Raw genomic sequence first — 17942 nt, forward strand, 5'->3', positions numbered from 1 at the left:
CCTTCTGATCGTCGTTGGCCTCGTTGGGGCGTTGGCCCCGTTTGGTCGTTGAGCTCATTTGTTCGTTCGCGAGAAAATCCGTTGTCCGCTGAGTCTGCCCCATCCGATCCTTTCTATCCCGACGCCGAATTGTTGGCGTTTCTGGATGAGCAATTGGAACCGGCACGTTCCTCGCTGATCGAGCAGGCACTACGGGAAGACGAAACGTTGCGGCAGCGGCTGGTTCGGTTGCGCGGCGAAGACGTGGCTGGATTGCATACGATCGGTGCGATTTGGCGACGTCAGCAACTGTCCTGTCCGGACCGATCCGTCTTGCAGGCGTACGTTTCGAACCAGTTGGACCCGGACATGGCGGATTACGTCCTGTTCCATTTGACGGAAATTGGATGCCGCGTCTGCCGGGCGAATTTCGACGACCTGAACCAGCAATTGGCTCGTGATCGCTCGGCCGAGACCGCGTCGCGGCGGCGACGAATGTTCCAAACCAGTGCCGGGCATCTGCGTCGCCACGATTGAGTCCGCTCTGACATCAATTTGTGAGGTATGTTCCATCATCCAAACGACAACGCTTCGGCGGTTGGTGATGGGCCGGAAAGAGTGCAAAAAACGAGTGTTTTTGCAGGTGGAAGAGGTCTTGACTGATTGACCGATCTCTATGTGCCAAATACGCTTTGCGGCCAAACGTTCTTTTGATTTCCGAACCCCACACAGGGATTGACAGCGACGATGGCAAAAAAAGACAAGATGGTTTACTACTTCGGTAAAACGAAGACCGAAGGAAAAGGCGGAAGCAAAGCCATCCTGGGCGGCAAAGGCCTGAACCTGGCCGAAATGACTTCCATCGGATTGCCTGTCCCTCCCGGGTTCACGATCAGCACCGAAGTCTGCGACGGTTACTACAAAGCCGGCAAGAAGTTGCCCAAGGGCTTGATGGATGAAGTCCAAGAAGCTGTTGCGATCTTGGAAAAAGAATTGGGCAAGACGTTCGGCGACAACGAAAACCCATTGCTCGTCAGCGTTCGCTCCGGTGCCGCCGTCTCAATGCCCGGGATGATGAACACCATTTTGAACTTGGGCCTGAACGACGAAGCCACCGAAGGTTTGGCCAAGGCAACCAAGAACGAGCGTTTCGCATACGACGCTTACCGCCGCCTGATCAACATGTACGGCGACGTGGTCATGGGACTGCACCACGAGCAGTTCGAAGCTGCTTTTGACAAAGTCAAGAAAAAGTACAAGGTCACCGAAGACACCGAAGTGCCCGCCGAAGGTCTTCGCGAATTGTGTGACGCTTACAAAGATGTCTACAAAAAGGGAACCGGCGAAGACTTCCCTCAAGACCCGATCAAGCAATTGCAATTGGCAATTGAAGCTGTGTTCGGATCGTGGAACGCCGACCGTGCGATCAGCTATCGCCGCATCGAAGCCGCCAAGGGCAACACCGAGATCAACAACCTGATCGGTACCGCCGTCAACGTCCAAGCCATGGTCTATGGCAATATGGGCGACGATTCCGGAACGGGCGTTGGTTTTACCCGCGACCCCAACACCGGACAAAACAAATTCTACGGCGAGTTCCTGATCAACGCTCAGGGCGAAGACGTGGTGGCCGGTATCCGCACGCCACAACCTGTGGCGCAGATGTCCAAGTGGGACAAAGCAGCTCACAAAGAGTTGATGGAAATCAAGAAGAAGCTGGAAGACCACTACACCGACATGCAGGACATCGAGTTCACGATTGAGCGTGGCAAGTTGTTCATGCTGCAAACTCGGACTGGTAAGCGAAACGGCATCGCAGCCGTGAAGATCGCTTGCGACATGGTCAAAGAAGGTTTGATCACCGAAAAAGAAGCTGTGCTTCGCGTCCCCGCTTCGGACTTGACCCACTGCTTGTTGCCATCTTTCAAGCCAACCGCTCGAAACGCTGCGGACGTGCTGTGCCGCGGATTGAACGCATCGCCAGGTGCCGCTGTTGGTAAGTTGGCCTTCACCGCCACCGAAGCTCGCGAGCGTTTCGAAGCCGGTGAAAACGTGATCCTCGTTCGTCGCGAAACCAGCCCCGAAGACGTCGAAGGCATGTCGGCCGCTGTTGGTATCTTGACCAGCACCGGTGGTGCGACCAGCCACGCCGCTGTGGTGGCTCGTGGTTGGGGCAAGTGCTGCGTGGCAGGTGCCGGCGAGATCGAAATCAACGAACGGTCGAAGACGATCACCGTTGCCGGTCGCAAGTTCACCGCCAAAGACACCATCAGCTTGGACGGCACGACCGGCGAAGTGATGGCCGGTGAAGTCGAAACTCAAGAGCCAAAGCTGTCGGGCGATTTCGCGAAATTGATGAAGTGGGCCGACCAGTACCGTCGTTTGGCCATCCGCACCAACGCGGATTCGCCTGCCGACAGCAAGCGTGCCCGTGACTTCGGTGCCGAAGGCATCGGATTGTGCCGTACCGAGCACATGTTCTTCGAAGCCGATCGCATCATCCACATGCGTGCAATGATCTTGGCCGAAGAAGAAGATGCACGTCGGGCGGCTCTGAAGAAGTTGCTGCCATTCCAACGCAAAGACTTCGAAGGCATCTTCAAAGCGATGAAGGGATGCCCCGTCACCGTGCGTTTGCTGGATCCACCACTTCACGAATTCTTGCCACACGACACCTCGTCGCAAAAGCAAATGGCGGAAGAGTTGGGAGTCAAACCAGCCGAGATCAAGAAGCGTGCGTCGGCTCTGCACGAGTCCAACCCAATGCTGGGTCACCGCGGTTGCCGCTTGAGCGTTACCTATCCAGAAATCCTGGAAATGCAAGTTCAAGCCATCGTGGAAGCCGCGATCAACTGTGCCAAGAAAAAGATCGACGCACAGCCTGAGATCATGATCCCATTGGTTGGTACAGCTGTTGAGCTTCAAATCCTTCGCGAGAAGGTCGAAGCAACGATCGAAGCGACCAAGACCGCGAAGAAGTTCGACGGCAAGTTGAACATCTTGATCGGTACCATGATTGAGATCCCACGTGCTTGTTTGACCGCAAACGAAGTCGCCGAGTACGCGGACTTCTTCAGCTTCGGCACGAACGACTTGACGCAAATGACGTTCGGTTACTCTCGCGATGACGTCGGCGGATTCCTGCCGGACTACATCGAGAACAAGATCGTTCCCGTCGACCCCTTCCAATCGCTCGACACCACCGGTGTGGGACAATTGGTCGACATGGGCGTCACCAAAGGCCGCAGCGTGAAGAACAAGCTGAAGGTTGGTATCTGTGGTGAGCACGGTGGCGACCCTGCCTCGATCGCTTTCTGCGACCAGGTTGGTTTGGACTACGTATCATGCAGCCCATTCCGCGTGCCAATCGCTCGCTTGGCTGCTGCTCAAGCCGCTTTGAAGTCCGCTTGAGTCAAGCGTTGATTTCACCGCGATGAAATACATAACGGTCGCGGGTGAGGGATTCCTCGCCCGCGACCGTTTTTTGTTTTGTGGGTTGATGATCGCGGCCGAGTGAAGCCCCGGTCGCAACCCGATCACTACAATGACGGTTTTCACACTGATTGAGATCTGATGTCCCGCTGCCGAGTTCTTTTGATGGCCAGCTCCATGCGTGGCGGTGGCAGTGAGTGGCAAACGGCGTTGCTGGCCAAACACCTGGATCGCGAAAAGTTTGAGGTCCACCTTTACCTGACCCAGGCCGAAGGAGATCTGCTGCGAGAGATCCCGAGCGACGTCCAGGTGCATCATCCGCCCGGCTCGTTCCCGCCAAGCATCTGGGATCGTTTGCCCGGCGGCATGTTGCGACGGCAAGCCCAGTGGTTCGGCGAGTTAACGAAGTCGCTCGATGCCGATGTGATCTACGATCGAACGTTCCACATGACCTTGGTCGCCGGGCACCCGGCTGCGGAAAAGGCATCCGGCAGAGCTCGGCCTCGGGTTTCTACCATCGTCAGCCCGCCGCACGTTGCGTTGCCGATGGTGGAAAAGCGTTTCGTGGCTTTGAAACGCCGGCATCTCGCAGCGGCCTATCGCCGAAGCTTTCGCGTGATTGCGGTGAGTGACGCCGCGCGGCAGTCAGCGATTGATTTTTATGGGTTGCCAGCATCCTCGATCCAAACCATTCGCAACCCGGTGGATGTCGAGGCGGTCCGGGGGGCTGCGAAGCGGGGTTCGGCACCGACCGACGATGCGGACGGACTGCGGTTGGCTGTCGTGGGGCGGATGACCGAGGAAAAAGGTCACGCGACGTTGTTGCAGGCCATCGAGCGATTGATGTCGGATTGGCCGGAGGATCAGCCGCCGATGCAGATTCGCTTGATCGGCGACGGACCGTTGCGAGAGGACTTGCAGCGACAATGGCGAGACATCGTTTTGCGAGCCGGTCCGCAAGGCATCCTGCACCACGTCGAATTCGCCGGCGTGATCCAGCCGGCGTCGGGCGAACTCGCCGCGTCGGATGGAATGATCTTGGCATCGCATTTCGAAGGCATGCCCAATGTCGTCTTGGAGGCTTTCGCGTTGGGAGTCCCCGTCATCGCGACGCGTGCGGGCGGCACGGTGGAACTGCAATCGTCGGAATCCGAACCCACTTGTTTCTGGGCTGACCCGCGGGCCCCGGATTCGCTGGCTCGCGCCATTCGCGAATTTGTGTTGAGTCCCGGTGAGCGGGAAGTGCGCCGCGGGCGGGCTGACCGGTGGGTTCGTCAGCACCACGATCTGTCGGACGCCGTCGCACGTATCAGTGAACAGTTGTTGTTGGCGGGATCGTTGCCGCCGGCGTCGTCTTGAGACGTCACGATCATCGTCGCTTTGGCATATCGAAGGCGGTCGAACCCGTGCTCGCTCTGGGGCGGGGGGTGACGCCGTGAGATGTGCCGTGTGGATCGTCACAATCGTTACACTTTCGGCCAAAAAACGCCGGAATCGTCATATGCCCCGTGAATGACGCAATTTTGTTGACACTCATTTTTTGTCGTAACTATACTCTGGGATGAAATTCCCGACCCCTTTTCTCCATCCGGAACCGACCACCCATGACCCTACTCGGGAAATCCTTTTCGGTCATCATCCTGCTGCTCAGCGGGGTGTTCATGGTACTGGCGCTCGCCGTTAACGCGTCTCATCGCAACTGGCGTGACGTCGTGCTCGGACCTACGGGTTTGAAGGCCCAGATCGAAACCATCGCACGAACCAACGAACAACTTCGCGATTCAAGAGCCCGCACCCAAGCGGCCTTGGATCGTGAACAAGCCGCTCGTCGGACGGCACTGGCCGCGTTGCAAACCCAATTGGATCAGTTGGAATCGCAGCTTCGTGAAAGTGAATCGACCGTTCAGCAACTGCAGGCCAGAGGCACCGAGCTCGCTCAGGTGGACCGAGCCCGCGCGGAAGAGCTGGAGCAAATCACCAACGACAACACTCGCTTGCGTGAGTTGATTCGAACCGAGCAACAAGACCGTGACTCCTTGTTCGCTCGCACGTTGGAACTGACCGACCAAATGAACAGCCTTCGCGGCATCGTTCAAACCCAGCAAGACCGCAACGACCAGTTGATGGCACAGGTCACGCGATACAAAGAAGTCGTCGACGCGGCTGGTTTGAACATGAACGATCCACTCGACGGAGCACCACCGGAACGCAACGGCACGGTGTTGGTCGTCAATCGTCCTCGCAAATTGGTGGAAGTTTCCATCGGCTACGACGATGGCATCCGCAACGGTCACTTCCTCGAAGTGACGCGAGGTGGACGTTACGTGACCCGTTTGAAGGTTCGCGAAACCGAGCCTGATCGTGCGGTGGCGGAAATCATGCGAGACTACAGCGAAGGCGTGGTAGAGGAGGGCGATCGTGTCGACACTTCCATCGAATGATGCACCTACCGGAAAGCAACCACCGAGTGTTTACACCGTGATGTTGCTGTTGGCGATGTTGTTCATGCTGATCGCGGTCATCGCGATGTTCATGGAACTGAATCGCTGGGGGCCCGATTACTACAAAACCAACACGGCACGCCCCACCGTGATGCTGACCAGCAACAGCCCCTTCGTCGGCTGATTCAAAATCGAAATTCGCGAACCCAAGTCAAACCGGCTTGGGTTTTCTTTTGCGCGAAAGGAGAACTCGCTGAGCTTCGAGTCTACTTGGACGCGAATTGGTCGACTTCGTCCGGGTCCGTTGATCCCGTGATGACTTCCAACAATCGGTGCGTTAGCTCCGGTGATTTGGCCTGCTTCGGTCGCGACTGGTTGGTGGGCCAGCGGGTGATGGCGGCGGCTCCGCCTAGTTCTGACTGGCCGAACTCGATGGTTCCGCCACAAGACAGCACCAGTTTGCGAACCATGGCGAGTCCCATGCCGCCTTTGCCCGACTGAGCGTTCTTGCCGAGGGTTTCAAACATCCGGAAAACGCGTTCGCGGTGTTCTTTCGGGATGCCGGCACCGTCATCTTCCACGATGAGTTCTGCCATCCCGTCGTCGGACATGCCACCGCGAATCACGACTTCGCCTTTCTCACCAGGATGGTGTTTGATTGCGTTGTCGATCAGGTTCACGACGACTCGCATCACCGGCGAGAAGTTGCCAATGATGGTTGGTAGGTCCGACGCCAGATGAACATGGAAGTTGGGTGGTGCTTCGACGAAGGCGATTGCTTCTTCGGCAATCTGGTTCAAATCAACGGGTTCCGTGGAGGTGTAGCTTTGGTCGATCCGAGCGTATGCGAGCAGCCCGTCCAGGAGAGCTTGCATGCGTTCGATCTGCTTGCCCATCGTGGACAGGTGTTCGTTCACCGATTCCGGGACCTCTTGTCCGGCATCGTCCATGTCTTCCTTGATCCACGACGCCAGGTTCTGCAGGCCTCGAAGTGGCGAACGCAAATCGTGCGAAGCGACGTAGGCAAACTGTTCCAACTCTTGATTGCTTCGCTGCAAAGCTTCGTTGGTTTGAATGCTGTTTTCGAGCGCCGCGTCCAACGCTTGTTCGATTTCGATGCGGCGGGTGATGTCTTGATGCGTCCCGATCATTCGGACGAGCTTGCCATCGTCGTCATAGATGAAATCTCCGATCGATTCGATCCAGCGATAACCGCCATTGGCGTGCCGCAAACGATAAACATTGAAATAGTCGTTTGGAGAACCGTCGGTCACCGTCGCCAACTGAGCCATCGCGCGGTCGTAATCGTCCGGGTGAAGGCGTTCTTTCCAGCTCTGCAGAGTCCACGTGAAGTCCGGTGCCAGGCCAAGCTGATGAAGCAATTCCTCTGAGACTTCGACATGGGACGTTTTGAGATCAAACACCCAGTAGCCGAGCTTCGCGGTTCGCGTTGCAATGCGAAACCGAAGGTTGGTCTCTGTGAGTTGTTTTTCAATGTCCGTTGTCATGGTTGCAAATGTAGCATATAGGGATTGGCGATGGGGGCTCGCGAAAGCGGCTTTCAGATGTGAATTTGTTGCGATTTCGCGCAAATGAAAGCGATGGACGTTGCGGCCAAACGCATGGCCTCCAGGTTAGGAACCGCAACAGCTGGCGCCGTTGTTGCGGCCGGTTTCTGTCGTGAATCCGTCGCATCATTGAATGGACGCGAACAAAAACGCTTCGCACCGAGCCGTTCTAGTGCGACAGATTGATTTTGGTAGGCTGGCAATATGAACGCATCACCCAAGCAACCTCATCGGTCATCGGAACCAGACTTGGCTTTCGATATTGACGCTCTTTTCACCCACTTGGTCGAAGACCTGGAGGTTGATCTGTCGTTTCCGATGGACTGGACTTTCACGCTTCGGGGTGACAGTTTGCAACAGCTCAAGTCCATCGCTGAGACGCTGGAGGAACACAAATGCGAGCTGCAGGAGTCCGTCGAGGAGATTGATGAAAAGGGGCGATTGTCCCAGGGACGGCCGATGTTGAGCGTCGTGAAGACCGGCGCGTTGGTGCCGAGTGAGGTCAAGAAAATCGCCGATCGGATGCAGACCATCGCTGAACGGACCGGCGTCGAGTACGAAGGTGTGGAGGTGTTCGACTCGATCGAAGACGACGAGTTGTTCGATTGGATGAGCCTCGACGACGCGGTGTGGCGGATGCGTCACTTCAGCGATAGCGGGTTGAATCCCGGTGAAGAATTGCCGTGGGCGTTTCTGCTGATGGGAGACACACTGCCTCAAATGCAAACTTTCGCGGACGCGTTGGTCGAAGGCGGGTTTGGCAACAGTCAGGCGGATGAGGATCCCGACGAAGATGGCCGGTTCGGCGTCTTTGTTTTCATGGATGGCAGCAACGACGAGGAACGCTTGGTCGCGGCTCACAAACAGATCATGGCTATCGCAACCAAGCACGACGCCGAACTGGAAGGCATCCAGTTTCTGTCGGAAGAGGACTTCGTCGACGTGTCGCTGGATTGATGGATGGACGCGTGAGTTGGTCGATTCAATCGATTGGTGACACGCGCCGTAGCCTTTAGGTGTCTTTCATTTCCCAGTCAGTTTTGACTCCGAAGTGAGTATCGAACAGCGCACAAAAAAACGTGCGAGGCTTTCACCTCGCACGTTTCATGTCGCTTTCGCCGAGCAGTCTCCGACTCGGAACCCCGGACAGCTATCAAACCGGAGTCCACCCGGCAGAACCTACCGCCTATCAGGAACGTTTGCTCCTGCCGAGTCCAGCTCAGAAGTCGATGACACAGCCCAGGTCGATGCCGTGGGTGTACAGCGAGCTGTCCTTCCGCTCGGACACTGGTTGCACCAATGGTGCGGCTGGGAACGTGATGCCGTCGCCGTTGTAGACGTTGTTGATGTTGTCGCCCGACAACAAGACGTCATCCCAGTAGATGAAGCTGTAGCCGACGGACATCGAAACGTTGGGACGGAACTGGTAAGCCAGTTTGATGTTGGCTTCGGGTGCGAAGGTGAACTTGTCTTCGTCCAAGTCGGTCGTGTTGTACGTGTTGCCCAAAGCGAGCACACCACCGTCGGTCGAAGTCACGGCTCCGCCACCATCGTCGAAGGTTCGCGAACCGATGCCACGATAGATTTGTTCCATGTTGCCCAAGTGGACCTTCGTCAATGACTTCAGGGTCCATTTGCCACGGGTGATCGAGGTGTCGAAACCGATCTGACCACCGTAGAAACGGTTTTCCGTTTCAATTTGGTCGAAGATGTCGGTGCGATCGCCGATGTTGCCGCCGAGTGCATTCGTGGTTTGGATGCTGGTGCTACGCACGGTCAACGTGTCGTCGATCCCGAAGTGCGAGAAACCACCGATCAAGTCCGAACGGAAGCCCGAGCCACTGAGCATCTTCATGCGGGCGTAAGCTTCGGCCGCGTAGATATCCAACGAGCTTTCAGCGGTGTACGAACCTTCGAAGTCATCGTTGCCCGCAACGCCGGTGCTGGCGATCAGGATGCTATTGTCCGAACCAATGTTGGTGTCGAAGAATGGTCGACCGATGGACTGAGCATTGCCGTTGACGATTCCGCCGGAGCTGGCGTCTTCGCTGCTTTCGCTGAGCCACCAGAAACGGCCGCCCACGCCGAAGTCGTCGCTGAGATCGCGACCGATATCGATACGGAAACCAGCGGTCATGTCGCCACCGATGGCTTCGTCGCCACCGAACAAAACGCTTGTGCCGGGCACGTCCAATTCAGGATCGGCTCCAGCGGTGTTTTGAGTAATCAAGGCGGGAGTCGAGCGGGCTTGGGTGAACCACAACAATGCTTCGGCTGTGACCCACATGTCGTGCTTCTTCATCATGCCGCGAACGGGACGCTTGCGGCATTTGCCACAGCTTCCACCGCATGCGGAACCGCAGCTGCTGGCCATTTCGTAGCTGCTGCCACAATCGCCGGTGCTGCAACCCGCTCCCTCGGTGACGACGTAGGAATCGTCCATGATGGGAGCTGGGGTGGGCACGCCGCTGCCAACTTGATGATCGCCGACGAAGGCGACCGGCTGAAGTGCTTGAGCGTCGTCGTACATCGACGATGCCAAGTTCTCTTGTTCGCTGGAGTAGTCGACATCGTCATAAACGATCTCGCCGGCTTCAGCGTTCAGAGGAGCGGCACCGGTGTAGTACTGGCTGATTTGCGAGTTGCCCTGGTCGGCCGCCGAGGCCGTTCCGGTGGTTAGCATGGCTGCCAACGCGAGCAACTTCCATTTCGTCGATTTTTTCGTTTCCATTGGTACTCTCGTGTAGTCCGGGAACACGGGATTTATCTGGTTAACTGTTTCGACCGAATTCAGCGGACCATTCAGAACCAACCCTAACCTAGGAACACCCGACGCAGATTGCCTGTTTTGAACCAAAGGGGCGGCACAAGTTCTCTATCTCTCCTCGAAGGCAGATAAAATGATGTTTCACGGCGATTGGAGGTCGCTCTGCGCGCCCCCCAGTGCGTAAAAATGGTAATTCTTTGCAACGCCCGTCCCCCCGTTGGCCCTCTCGATGTCTGAATCTTCCGCTCGCGAAACGACTTCTTCAGCCGAATCCAGCGAAAAGGCTCCCACGGCATCCTCCGTCCCGCCGGATCCGCTGATCTCCGATCCGAGCATGCCGTTGCCCGAGGAGGAATCTGATCCGTCGCTGCCGGAGCTTTCCGAGGCGGTGGAGATTGATCCACTGGCGCCCAACGAACCCTTGACGATCTCGGGCGAGGAAAATGAAACACCTGCCAACGCGACGCAGCAGGCGGTTGCCCGCCGATCCAGCGACCCATCGGCTCAGAAAAAGAAATGGGCCAAAGCGTCGAATTGGCGTCCGCGAATGGTGCGGTGGCAAAAACAGTTGGCACGCGTCAACGCGCTGGAGAACACTCTGAAGTCAGAGGATGACGCGAGCCTTCGTAAACGGAGCTTGGCGTTGCGTTACCGAGCGATGGCGGGCGAGAAGCTTCGCGACTTGTTGCCGGAAGCGTACGCACTTTGCCGCGAAGCGGGGCGACGCAGCCTGTCCATGCGCCATTACGATGTTCAGATCCTCGGTGGCATCGCATTGTTCGAAGGTCACATCACTGAGATGCAAACGGGGGAAGGAAAAACCCTGACGGCGACGCTGCCGCTGTACCTGCACAGCTTGGTTGGCAAAGGAGCGCACCTCGCGACGGTCAATGATTACTTGGCCAAACGGGATGCCGAGTGGATGACGCCTCTGTTCGAGATGTTGGGCGTTTCCGTCGGCATCATTCAAACCGAAGATGATCAAGGCAGCCGGCGCAAGAGTTACGCCGCCGCGATCACCTACGGCACCGCCAAAGAGTTCGGGTTTGACTTCCTGCGAGACCGCTTGCTGTTGCGAGCCCAAAACCGAATGCAGACGGAAATGCTGGGCACCGGCGATGGTGGCTTCAGTGGTTCCGGGGACCAAGTCGTGATGCGCGGGATGCACTTTTGCTTGGTCGATGAAGCGGACAGCATTTTGATCGACGAGGCCCGTACACCGCTGATCATCGGCAGCATCGAAGACACCGTTCGAGATCAGATCATCGAGACTTACAAATGGGCGGCTGAGCATGCACCCAGTTTCGAGCTGGACCAACATTTTGAGATCGACGACGAGACCAAACGTTACGAATTGACCGCTCGTGGTCGCAGCATGGTCCGAGCGTTGCCCAAGAGCGATTTGGTTCGCACGATGGGCTTGGTGGATTTGTACGAGTACATCGAACGATCGATCAAAACCAATCGCGAGTTCTTGCTGGATCGTCAGTACGTGATTCGGCCCAGCGAAAAGGATCCGAACGTCGATGAAATCGTGATCGTCGATGAGTTCACTGGTCGCTTGGCCGAGGGACGTAAGTGGCGAGATGGGATTCACCAATCGATCGAAGCCAAAGAAGGCGTCGAAATCAGCGTGCCGACCGGACAGGCCGCTCGCATCACGGTCCAAGATTTGTTCCTGCGGTATCCACACCTCGCGGGGATGACCGGGACCGCGGCAACCAGTGCTGGTGAGCTACGGAAGATCTATCGCACGCCTGTCGTGCGCGTTCCGACCAACCGGCCGCCACAGCGCGTTCAGTTACCGTCGCGCGTGTTCGGCACCTTGCAGTCGAAGTTTGAAGCCATTGCTAAAGAAGTCGCTGAGGTGCACGCGACCGGACGTCCGGTGTTGATCGGAACCCGATCGATCGACAAGAGTGTGTTGCTTTCGCGATTGTTGGAAGACCTGAACATCGAGCACGAGGTGCTGAACGCGAACAATGTCGAACGCGAAGCGGACATCGTCGCACAGGCGGGCGGGCAAGGTAAAGTTACCGTGGCAACGAACATGGCGGGACGTGGTACCGACATCAAGCTGGCGGACGAAGTCGAGTCCATCGGCGGGATGCATGTGATCTGTACCGAACTGCACGATGCGGCACGAATTGACCGCCAATTGATCGGACGTTGTGGCCGTCAGGGTGACCGTGGGTCGTATCGCCAGTATTTGTCGCTGGACGACGACATTTTGAAGGGCGGTTTTGGTGCGATCAAATACGAGAAGTTGAAGAAACGCGGCGAAGCGACGTCCGGCAGCGTGGATCGTTTAGCGGCCATGTTCCACCGAGCGCAACGGAAAGTCGAACGTCGTCACTTCCGAGACCGAATGGTGCTGATGCATCACGAAAAGGAACGCAAGAAGATGCAACGCGAAATCGGCCAAGACCCTTATCTGGATACGCCCGATTGATCGGGATGAGGCGAGCGGTCGGGCGCGGCGGCGAAGGTCGGCGTTCGGGAGATGGTTGCGAGCGTTGATGTGGGGCAACGCAGAGACGCAAAGGCACGGGGACGCAGGGAGGTGATCGGCCGTTGAACGCAACACCAATTGAATTTCACCGATCGCTCGAGCAACGAAGTAGCCGATCGGCGTTAGCCGCGGTTATCGGGTTGCGAAGGTGGTGAGTTTTTTGGCCAAGTGGACTCTGCTCGGTGGTGGATCTCTCGGCAATCAACCAGCGTCCGGTGGAACCGGACCTACAGCGATCAACGTCCGGTGGAACCGGACCTACGGGGGAGGACGCGTTTGGCTACTGGTCGACTTGTTCTTCGTAGCGCTCGATGGAGATGGCTTTGCCTTCTTCGTTCGCTTCGACGATCGCACCTGACAGACGGACGTCGCGGGTGGCGACGTGGAAATGGCAGGGCTCGAAATGGAGCGTGGTTTGCGTCACTCGTTTGATGTCGCGTCCAATGATGCTGTCGTAGGGACCGGTCATTCCAACATCGCATTGAAATGCGGTTCCGCCCGGCAAGATGCAGGCGTCCGCGGTGGGGACGTGCGTGTGGGTTCCCAGGACCGCGGTGACTCGCCCGTCTAGATACCGACCCATGATCTGTTTGTCGCTGGTCGCTTCGGCGTGCATGTCGACAAAGATGTAGCGTGGGTTTTCGGTGGCCATCTCTTCGAGTGCTGCGTCGACCGCCGTGAACGGACAATCGACGGGCCGCATGAAGACCCGACCGAGCAGCGAAATCACACCCAGCTTGCCCGCTGGTGTTGAGACGACGGTCCAGGCTTTCCCAGAGGAGCTTTCGGGGTAGTTCGCTGGGCGAACAATGCGTTGGCTGGATTGCAGGATGGGGATGATCTCTTTGCGGCGATACAGGTGATCGCCCATCGTCATCACGTCCACGCCGGCTTCCACCAACCGCCGATATTGGCGTGGCATCAGCCCCGCTCCGTCGGCCGCGTTTTCCGCGTTGATGATGATCGCGTCGAGTCGGGCTTCTTTCCGGATGTCTGCCGCGCGGGCCAGCACCGCAGAGTATCCGGGTTTGCCGACGACATCACCGAGAAACAGAAAACGCACGCGGGGTCCTCGCGTTGAAGAAGCCTTGAGTCACGGGCGGCGTGCATCACCGGAGCGATCACGCCGCGAAAGGAAGGTGTCGTTCCGGCGAAGGATTACCAACGCAGTCCGAAACGTTCTCCACCCGACGCGCGGTCGTTGCCACCCTTGAGCGGTCCGGCGTGTTGTGCCTTCACGGCCAGTTCACGTGGCGGTTCGATCACTTCTTCCTCTTGTTTCTCGCCTTCGGCGGCGGGTTTTGCATGAGCCGCTTTGATCGACAGGCCGACTTTTTGCGAATCACGATCGAAGCTCATGATCTTCACGTCGACTTGGTCGCCAACGTTGACCACCGAACTGACTTTGGACACTCGGTGAGGTGCCAGTTCGCTGATGTGGCACAGTCCTTCGACACCGGCGGTCAAGCGAACAAAAGCACCGAACTCGGCGGTCCGGGTGACTTCGCCCTTGTGCACGGAACCCACGGCAAAAGTGGCTTCGGCACTGTCCCAGGGGTTTTCGAGCAGATCGCGATAGGTCAGCGACATCTTGCCCGATTGCTTGTCAATTTTGTCGACGCGGACTTTGACGTTTTGGCCTTCCTCAATGACTTCGCTTGGGTGCTTGATGCGTTCCCAGCTGAGCTTGCTGACGTGGATCAAACCATCCAGCCCGCCGACATCGACGAACGCACCGAAGTCACGCACGCTGCGGACGACGCCTTCCAAGATGTCACCGGGTTCGATCTTTTCGAGTTGTTCTTGGCGTTTGGCTTCTCGTTCCCGTTCGAGCACGGCGCGACGCGAGACAACCAAATTGCCGCGACGGGCGTTGGCCTCGGTGACCAAGCAGACCATTTTCTGATCCACGAATTCGCTGAGGTCTTCCACGCGATATTCGGAGATTTGGCTGATGGGCATGAAGCCGCGAACGCTGCCGACTTTGCATTCCAAACCGCCGGTGTTGTGTCCGGTGATCGTGGCTTCGACAACGCTGCCTTCGTCGATGTCGTCCCAATCCGAAACTTCGGTGGCTTTGCCGGGAAGGCTGCAGGAGTACAGCCCGTCCTCGGAATTCATGCCGCGAATCAGAACCTCGACAGGTTGCCCCGGTGTGGGTTCGGCTTCCGTGAATTGCTCAAACGGAATCACGCCTTCGTCGGGACCGCCCAAGTTCACGAACACGTTGTCTTGGTGAATCTTGATCACTTGAGCGTGAACGCGGGATCCTTCCGCCAGTGGCTCGCGACGGTCGGGCAATCCCGCACCGTCGCCGAAGAACGAATCCAAGTCCGCATCGGTCAGCGAAGCGTCCAATTCGGCTTGCAAGTCATCGCTGAGCTTTTCGCGAATGTTGGGGACGACTGTTTTCTTGTTTTGGGGAACGTAGGGCTTCTCGCCTTTTTCCGTGGGTTTTTCGCCGGCCAATCGGGGGCGTGGAGCCTCTTTGCCGCCCGGTTTCCCCCCGCCGCGTTTGCCCTTGGGTTTGACTTTGCCGCCCTCAAGTTGCTCCGTGGAAACCGCCGCAGGTGAGACGGGTTTTGCAACGCCCAAACCGCGAGCCGCCAAAGGTCCGCCGCCGATTCGAGGCAAGGGAGCCTTCGATTTTTGGCTTTGGGGTCTGGGGGAGGTCGCCGTTTGCTCCGTGTTTGCCGATGACTCAGCGGCAGCGGACGGGGAATCCGCAGCGGGTGAGGCGGGCGTTTGCGGAGTTGGCGTTTCTGCCGCGGGAGAATCAGCCGTGGTTTCGGTGGCTGGTGCGTCGGTGGGATTTTCGCCGCTGCTCATGGACAGTCAGGGGGATCGGAGAAGGGGGAAATGGCAATGTCGCCAAAGGCGTCCCGCAGTCTAGCAATCGGGAGGGCCACTCGGTAGCCTTCCTGGTTCGGTCACCGCACAATCCTGGAACAACCCGAGCACCCATGCCCAACTTTGACGATTACACCTCTTCTTCGGCTGCGAATTCGAGCGAGCGACCCGTGTGGATGTCAGGCCTGGATGACGCCACCGCGAAAACGTGGGTGCGAGCGATCGAAGCGGCGGAGATGCCTGGATTGGGCGACGGCCCGTACCAGAAAGAGTTGGCGGAATTGTTGGAGAGTGATTCGGCCAAGCAGTTCACTTCGTTGCAACGAAGCGGGCTGTGGCTGTTGGCGGGCGACTTGGATCGGTCGCACACGATCAGCCAAGACGAAGGTTCATCCGAAGGCAGTTTCTGGCACGGAATCATGCACCGGCGAGAGGGTGATTTCGGCAACGCGAAATATTGGTTCCGCCGCGTGGGACGACATTCGATCTTGTCGGACCTATCGGGCATGTATCCCGAATTGCATGCCGACGCCGACGAGTTCGTGGACAACGTCGCCCGAGCCGTTCGAAGCGGTCAAAACGTTGACGAATGCCAGCAAGTCCAGTGGACCGAATGGCAGTGGCTGATGAACGTCAGCTGAGCAATCGTTGGCTTCGGCAGCTTCGGCAACGCGGACTGCCTTGCCCGCAGGCGATCACTTGCCCGCGACACTGGCCTTGGTCGGCCGCTGAACATCCGAGATCAGCCCGATCATTTCCCAAAACCGGATGATCCCCCACGACATATCGAACTCGTACCACTTGTGGCCGTGGCGAGCTGAACGTGGTGTGGCGTGGTGGTTGTTGTGCCATCCTTCGCCGTGGCTGATCAAAGCTACCAACCAGTTGTTCGTGCTGTGGTCGCGAGTTTCGTAGTTGCGATAGCCGAACAGGTGGCTGAGCGAATTCACGGACCAAGTTCCATGCAGCACGAACACGGTGCGGACCGCGACGGCCCAAACCGTCCAAGACAACATGTAGCGATAGGCTTGCCCCCAATCACCGCCGCTGACGCCGTAGCCGACGGCTCCGCCGATCAACGAAATCACCAAACCGTGCAACAGGAACACAAAGAACCAACCGTCTTTTCGTTCCAGTTTAAGGTAGAACCGGTCGCGAAGCAGGTCGCGGACATAGCGTTCGTAATGACTCGTTTTGTCCAGGTCTTTGTGTCGGCAAACCACCCAGCCCACATGCCCCCACAAAAAGTTTGCCAGCGGTGAATGGGGGTCGGGTTGATGATCGCTGTGTTGGTGGTGCATCCGGTGAATCGCCACCCAACGTGCCGGGCTGTCTTGCAAGTTGCACATGCCCAACATCGCCAGCGTGTGTTCCATCCATTTGGGGCACTTGAAACCGCGATGCGTCAGCAACCGGTGGTACCCGATCGTGATGCCGAACATTCCGAACAAGAAGTGTCCCGCGATTGCGGCGATGAAGCCCGACCAAGTGAACAGGTACGAGAACCACATCGGCACGAAGGCGGCCAGTGCTACCAAGTGGACCATTCCCAGAACGATCACGTATCGCCACATGATTTTCAGTGGCTGAGTTTCTTCGGGCAGAGGCAATCGCTGAGGGTCGATGCCTTTGCGGCCGGCGGTCATGACTTCGGTGGGAACGGCACCCGACCCATAGTCATTCGATTCGTCACAAACCAGCTTGTCTTTGGGCGTGGTTTCTGGGGGTGCGGGGGCTTCGGAAGTCGACATCGTCAAAACCGGCGTTTTTCGTTTCTAGGCCTGCGGTTGTTCGGAGACCATGCTAGCTATCGATCGAACCGCTCGGGAGGGTGATTTGATAACAAAATGCGGAGGAGGACGCGGCTGACCAGGAATAAAAAAACGACGCGGGGAAATTCCACACGTCGTTTGAGTGTTCGGTCGTGGTGGCGAAGCCGTTTGCTCCGCGAGAAGACTACTTTTTCTTCTTGTCGTCGGCTTCGTCGGCCTTTTTGACCTTCTTCTTTTTCTTCAGCGAGACCTTCAGCACGCGAGTTTTCGGCATACCAACGATGCTCTGCTCTTCGTCGAACTTGTCGAGTTCCTTCATACGCTCGACTCGTTCGGCACGCGTCAGGACGTTGCGAGTCTTAATGGCCCCGGCTTGCACCTTGAGGCTGCGATCCATGGTCATGGCGGATTATGTTCAATCGAAGGGGAATGCGGACGGTCAAGTCGAACAGGTTATCGACAGATGCCAAGACTGGCAAGCCGTAACTGATGTTCCGGCGTTTGCAAGGTGGTTTCCACCGAAACGGTGTCCGGCGAAGCCAATCCACCACGGGAAAAGTCGCAAATGGATTGGCTGGAAGCTAGTTTTTCGGCCAAGGACGATCGGAATCCCGAGCCGAA

At 57.4% G+C, this 17942-nt stretch carries 14 protein-coding genes; 8 read left to right on the plus strand and 6 right to left on the minus strand.

Annotation, left to right across the window (positions count from 1 at the left end):
* The first annotated feature begins 48 nt into the window (after positions 1–48).
* The 5 genes from LOC70_RS06880 to LOC70_RS06900 all read left to right on the plus strand — a co-directional run bounded on the left by LOC70_RS06880 (position 49) and on the right by LOC70_RS06900 (position 6036).
* Positions 49–516 carry a hypothetical protein gene (locus LOC70_RS06880; protein WP_230252762.1) on the plus strand — a complete coding sequence of 156 codons (468 nt, stop codon included), beginning with the start codon at positions 49–51 and terminating at the stop codon, positions 514–516.
* Positions 517–726: 210 nt separating this feature from the next.
* A complete protein-coding gene (gene ppdK / locus LOC70_RS06885) occupies positions 727–3390 on the plus strand; it encodes a pyruvate, phosphate dikinase (RefSeq protein ID WP_230252763.1) in 2664 nt (887 codons plus the stop codon).
* A gap of 162 nt (positions 3391–3552) precedes the next feature.
* Complete coding sequence (locus tag LOC70_RS06890; RefSeq protein WP_230252764.1) at positions 3553–4770, plus strand: glycosyltransferase; 1218 nt, start codon at positions 3553–3555, stop codon at positions 4768–4770.
* Positions 4771–5072: 302 nt separating this feature from the next.
* Positions 5073–5852, plus strand: a complete 780-nt coding sequence (locus tag LOC70_RS06895; protein WP_306796764.1) for a hypothetical protein — start codon at positions 5073–5075, stop codon at positions 5850–5852.
* Positions 5830–6036, plus strand: coding sequence for a hypothetical protein (locus tag LOC70_RS06900; RefSeq protein ID WP_230252766.1), 207 nt, complete (start codon positions 5830–5832; stop codon positions 6034–6036). Before LOC70_RS06895 ends, LOC70_RS06900 begins: the two co-directional genes overlap by 23 nt.
* An 82-nt stretch (positions 6037–6118) precedes the next feature.
* On the opposite strand, the gene LOC70_RS06905 is transcribed toward LOC70_RS06900, so the two are convergent.
* Entirely contained in the window at positions 6119–7360 is a 1242-nt protein-coding gene (locus LOC70_RS06905; protein WP_230252767.1) for a sensor histidine kinase, read from the minus strand.
* Positions 7361–7624: 264 nt separating this feature from the next.
* Here LOC70_RS06905 and LOC70_RS06910 point away from each other — a divergent pair, with 264 nt between their 5' ends.
* Positions 7625–8377: a ribonuclease E inhibitor RraB gene (locus LOC70_RS06910; RefSeq protein WP_230252768.1), complete on the plus strand. Its 753-nt coding sequence runs from the start codon at positions 7625–7627 to the stop codon at positions 8375–8377.
* 262 nt (positions 8378–8639) lie between these two features.
* On the opposite strand, the gene LOC70_RS06915 is transcribed toward LOC70_RS06910, so the two are convergent.
* A complete protein-coding gene (locus LOC70_RS06915; RefSeq protein ID WP_230252770.1) occupies positions 8640–10151 on the minus strand; it encodes a BBP7 family outer membrane beta-barrel protein in 1512 nt (503 codons plus the stop codon).
* Between the two features lie 370 nt (positions 10152–10521).
* On the opposite strand from LOC70_RS06915, the gene LOC70_RS06920 reads away from it, so the two are divergent.
* Positions 10522–12639 carry a preprotein translocase subunit SecA gene (locus LOC70_RS06920; RefSeq protein ID WP_390889014.1) on the plus strand — a complete coding sequence of 706 codons (2118 nt, stop codon included), beginning with the start codon at positions 10522–10524 and terminating at the stop codon, positions 12637–12639.
* A 340-nt stretch (positions 12640–12979) separates the two neighbouring features.
* On the opposite strand, the gene LOC70_RS06925 is transcribed toward LOC70_RS06920, so the two are convergent.
* Positions 12980–13762: a TIGR00282 family metallophosphoesterase gene (locus tag LOC70_RS06925; protein ID WP_230252773.1), complete on the minus strand. Its 783-nt coding sequence runs from the start codon at positions 13760–13762 to the stop codon at positions 12980–12982.
* 95 nt (positions 13763–13857) lie between these two features.
* The gene (locus tag LOC70_RS06930; protein ID WP_230252775.1) at positions 13858–15528 is read right to left on the minus strand and encodes a 30S ribosomal protein S1; all 1671 of its coding nucleotides are present in this window, start codon (positions 15526–15528) and stop codon (positions 13858–13860) included.
* 134 nt (positions 15529–15662) lie between these two features.
* On the opposite strand from LOC70_RS06930, the gene LOC70_RS06935 reads away from it, so the two are divergent.
* Positions 15663–16190: a hypothetical protein gene (locus tag LOC70_RS06935; protein WP_230252777.1), complete on the plus strand. Its 528-nt coding sequence runs from the start codon at positions 15663–15665 to the stop codon at positions 16188–16190.
* 54 nt (positions 16191–16244) lie between these two features.
* On the opposite strand, the gene LOC70_RS06940 is transcribed toward LOC70_RS06935, so the two are convergent.
* Together LOC70_RS06940 and LOC70_RS06945 are read right to left on the minus strand one after the other, a co-directional pair.
* Positions 16245–17300, minus strand: a complete 1056-nt coding sequence (locus LOC70_RS06940; protein WP_230252779.1) for an acyl-CoA desaturase — start codon at positions 17298–17300, stop codon at positions 16245–16247.
* A gap of 205 nt (positions 17301–17505) precedes the next feature.
* Positions 17506–17724, minus strand: a complete 219-nt coding sequence (locus LOC70_RS06945; RefSeq protein ID WP_230252782.1) for a small basic protein — start codon at positions 17722–17724, stop codon at positions 17506–17508.
* Between the last annotated feature and the right edge of the window lie 218 nt (positions 17725–17942).

It is taken from the genome of Rhodopirellula halodulae (assembly GCF_020966775.1).
In the GTDB taxonomy this organism is placed as follows: domain Bacteria; phylum Planctomycetota; class Planctomycetia; order Pirellulales; family Pirellulaceae; genus Rhodopirellula; species Rhodopirellula halodulae.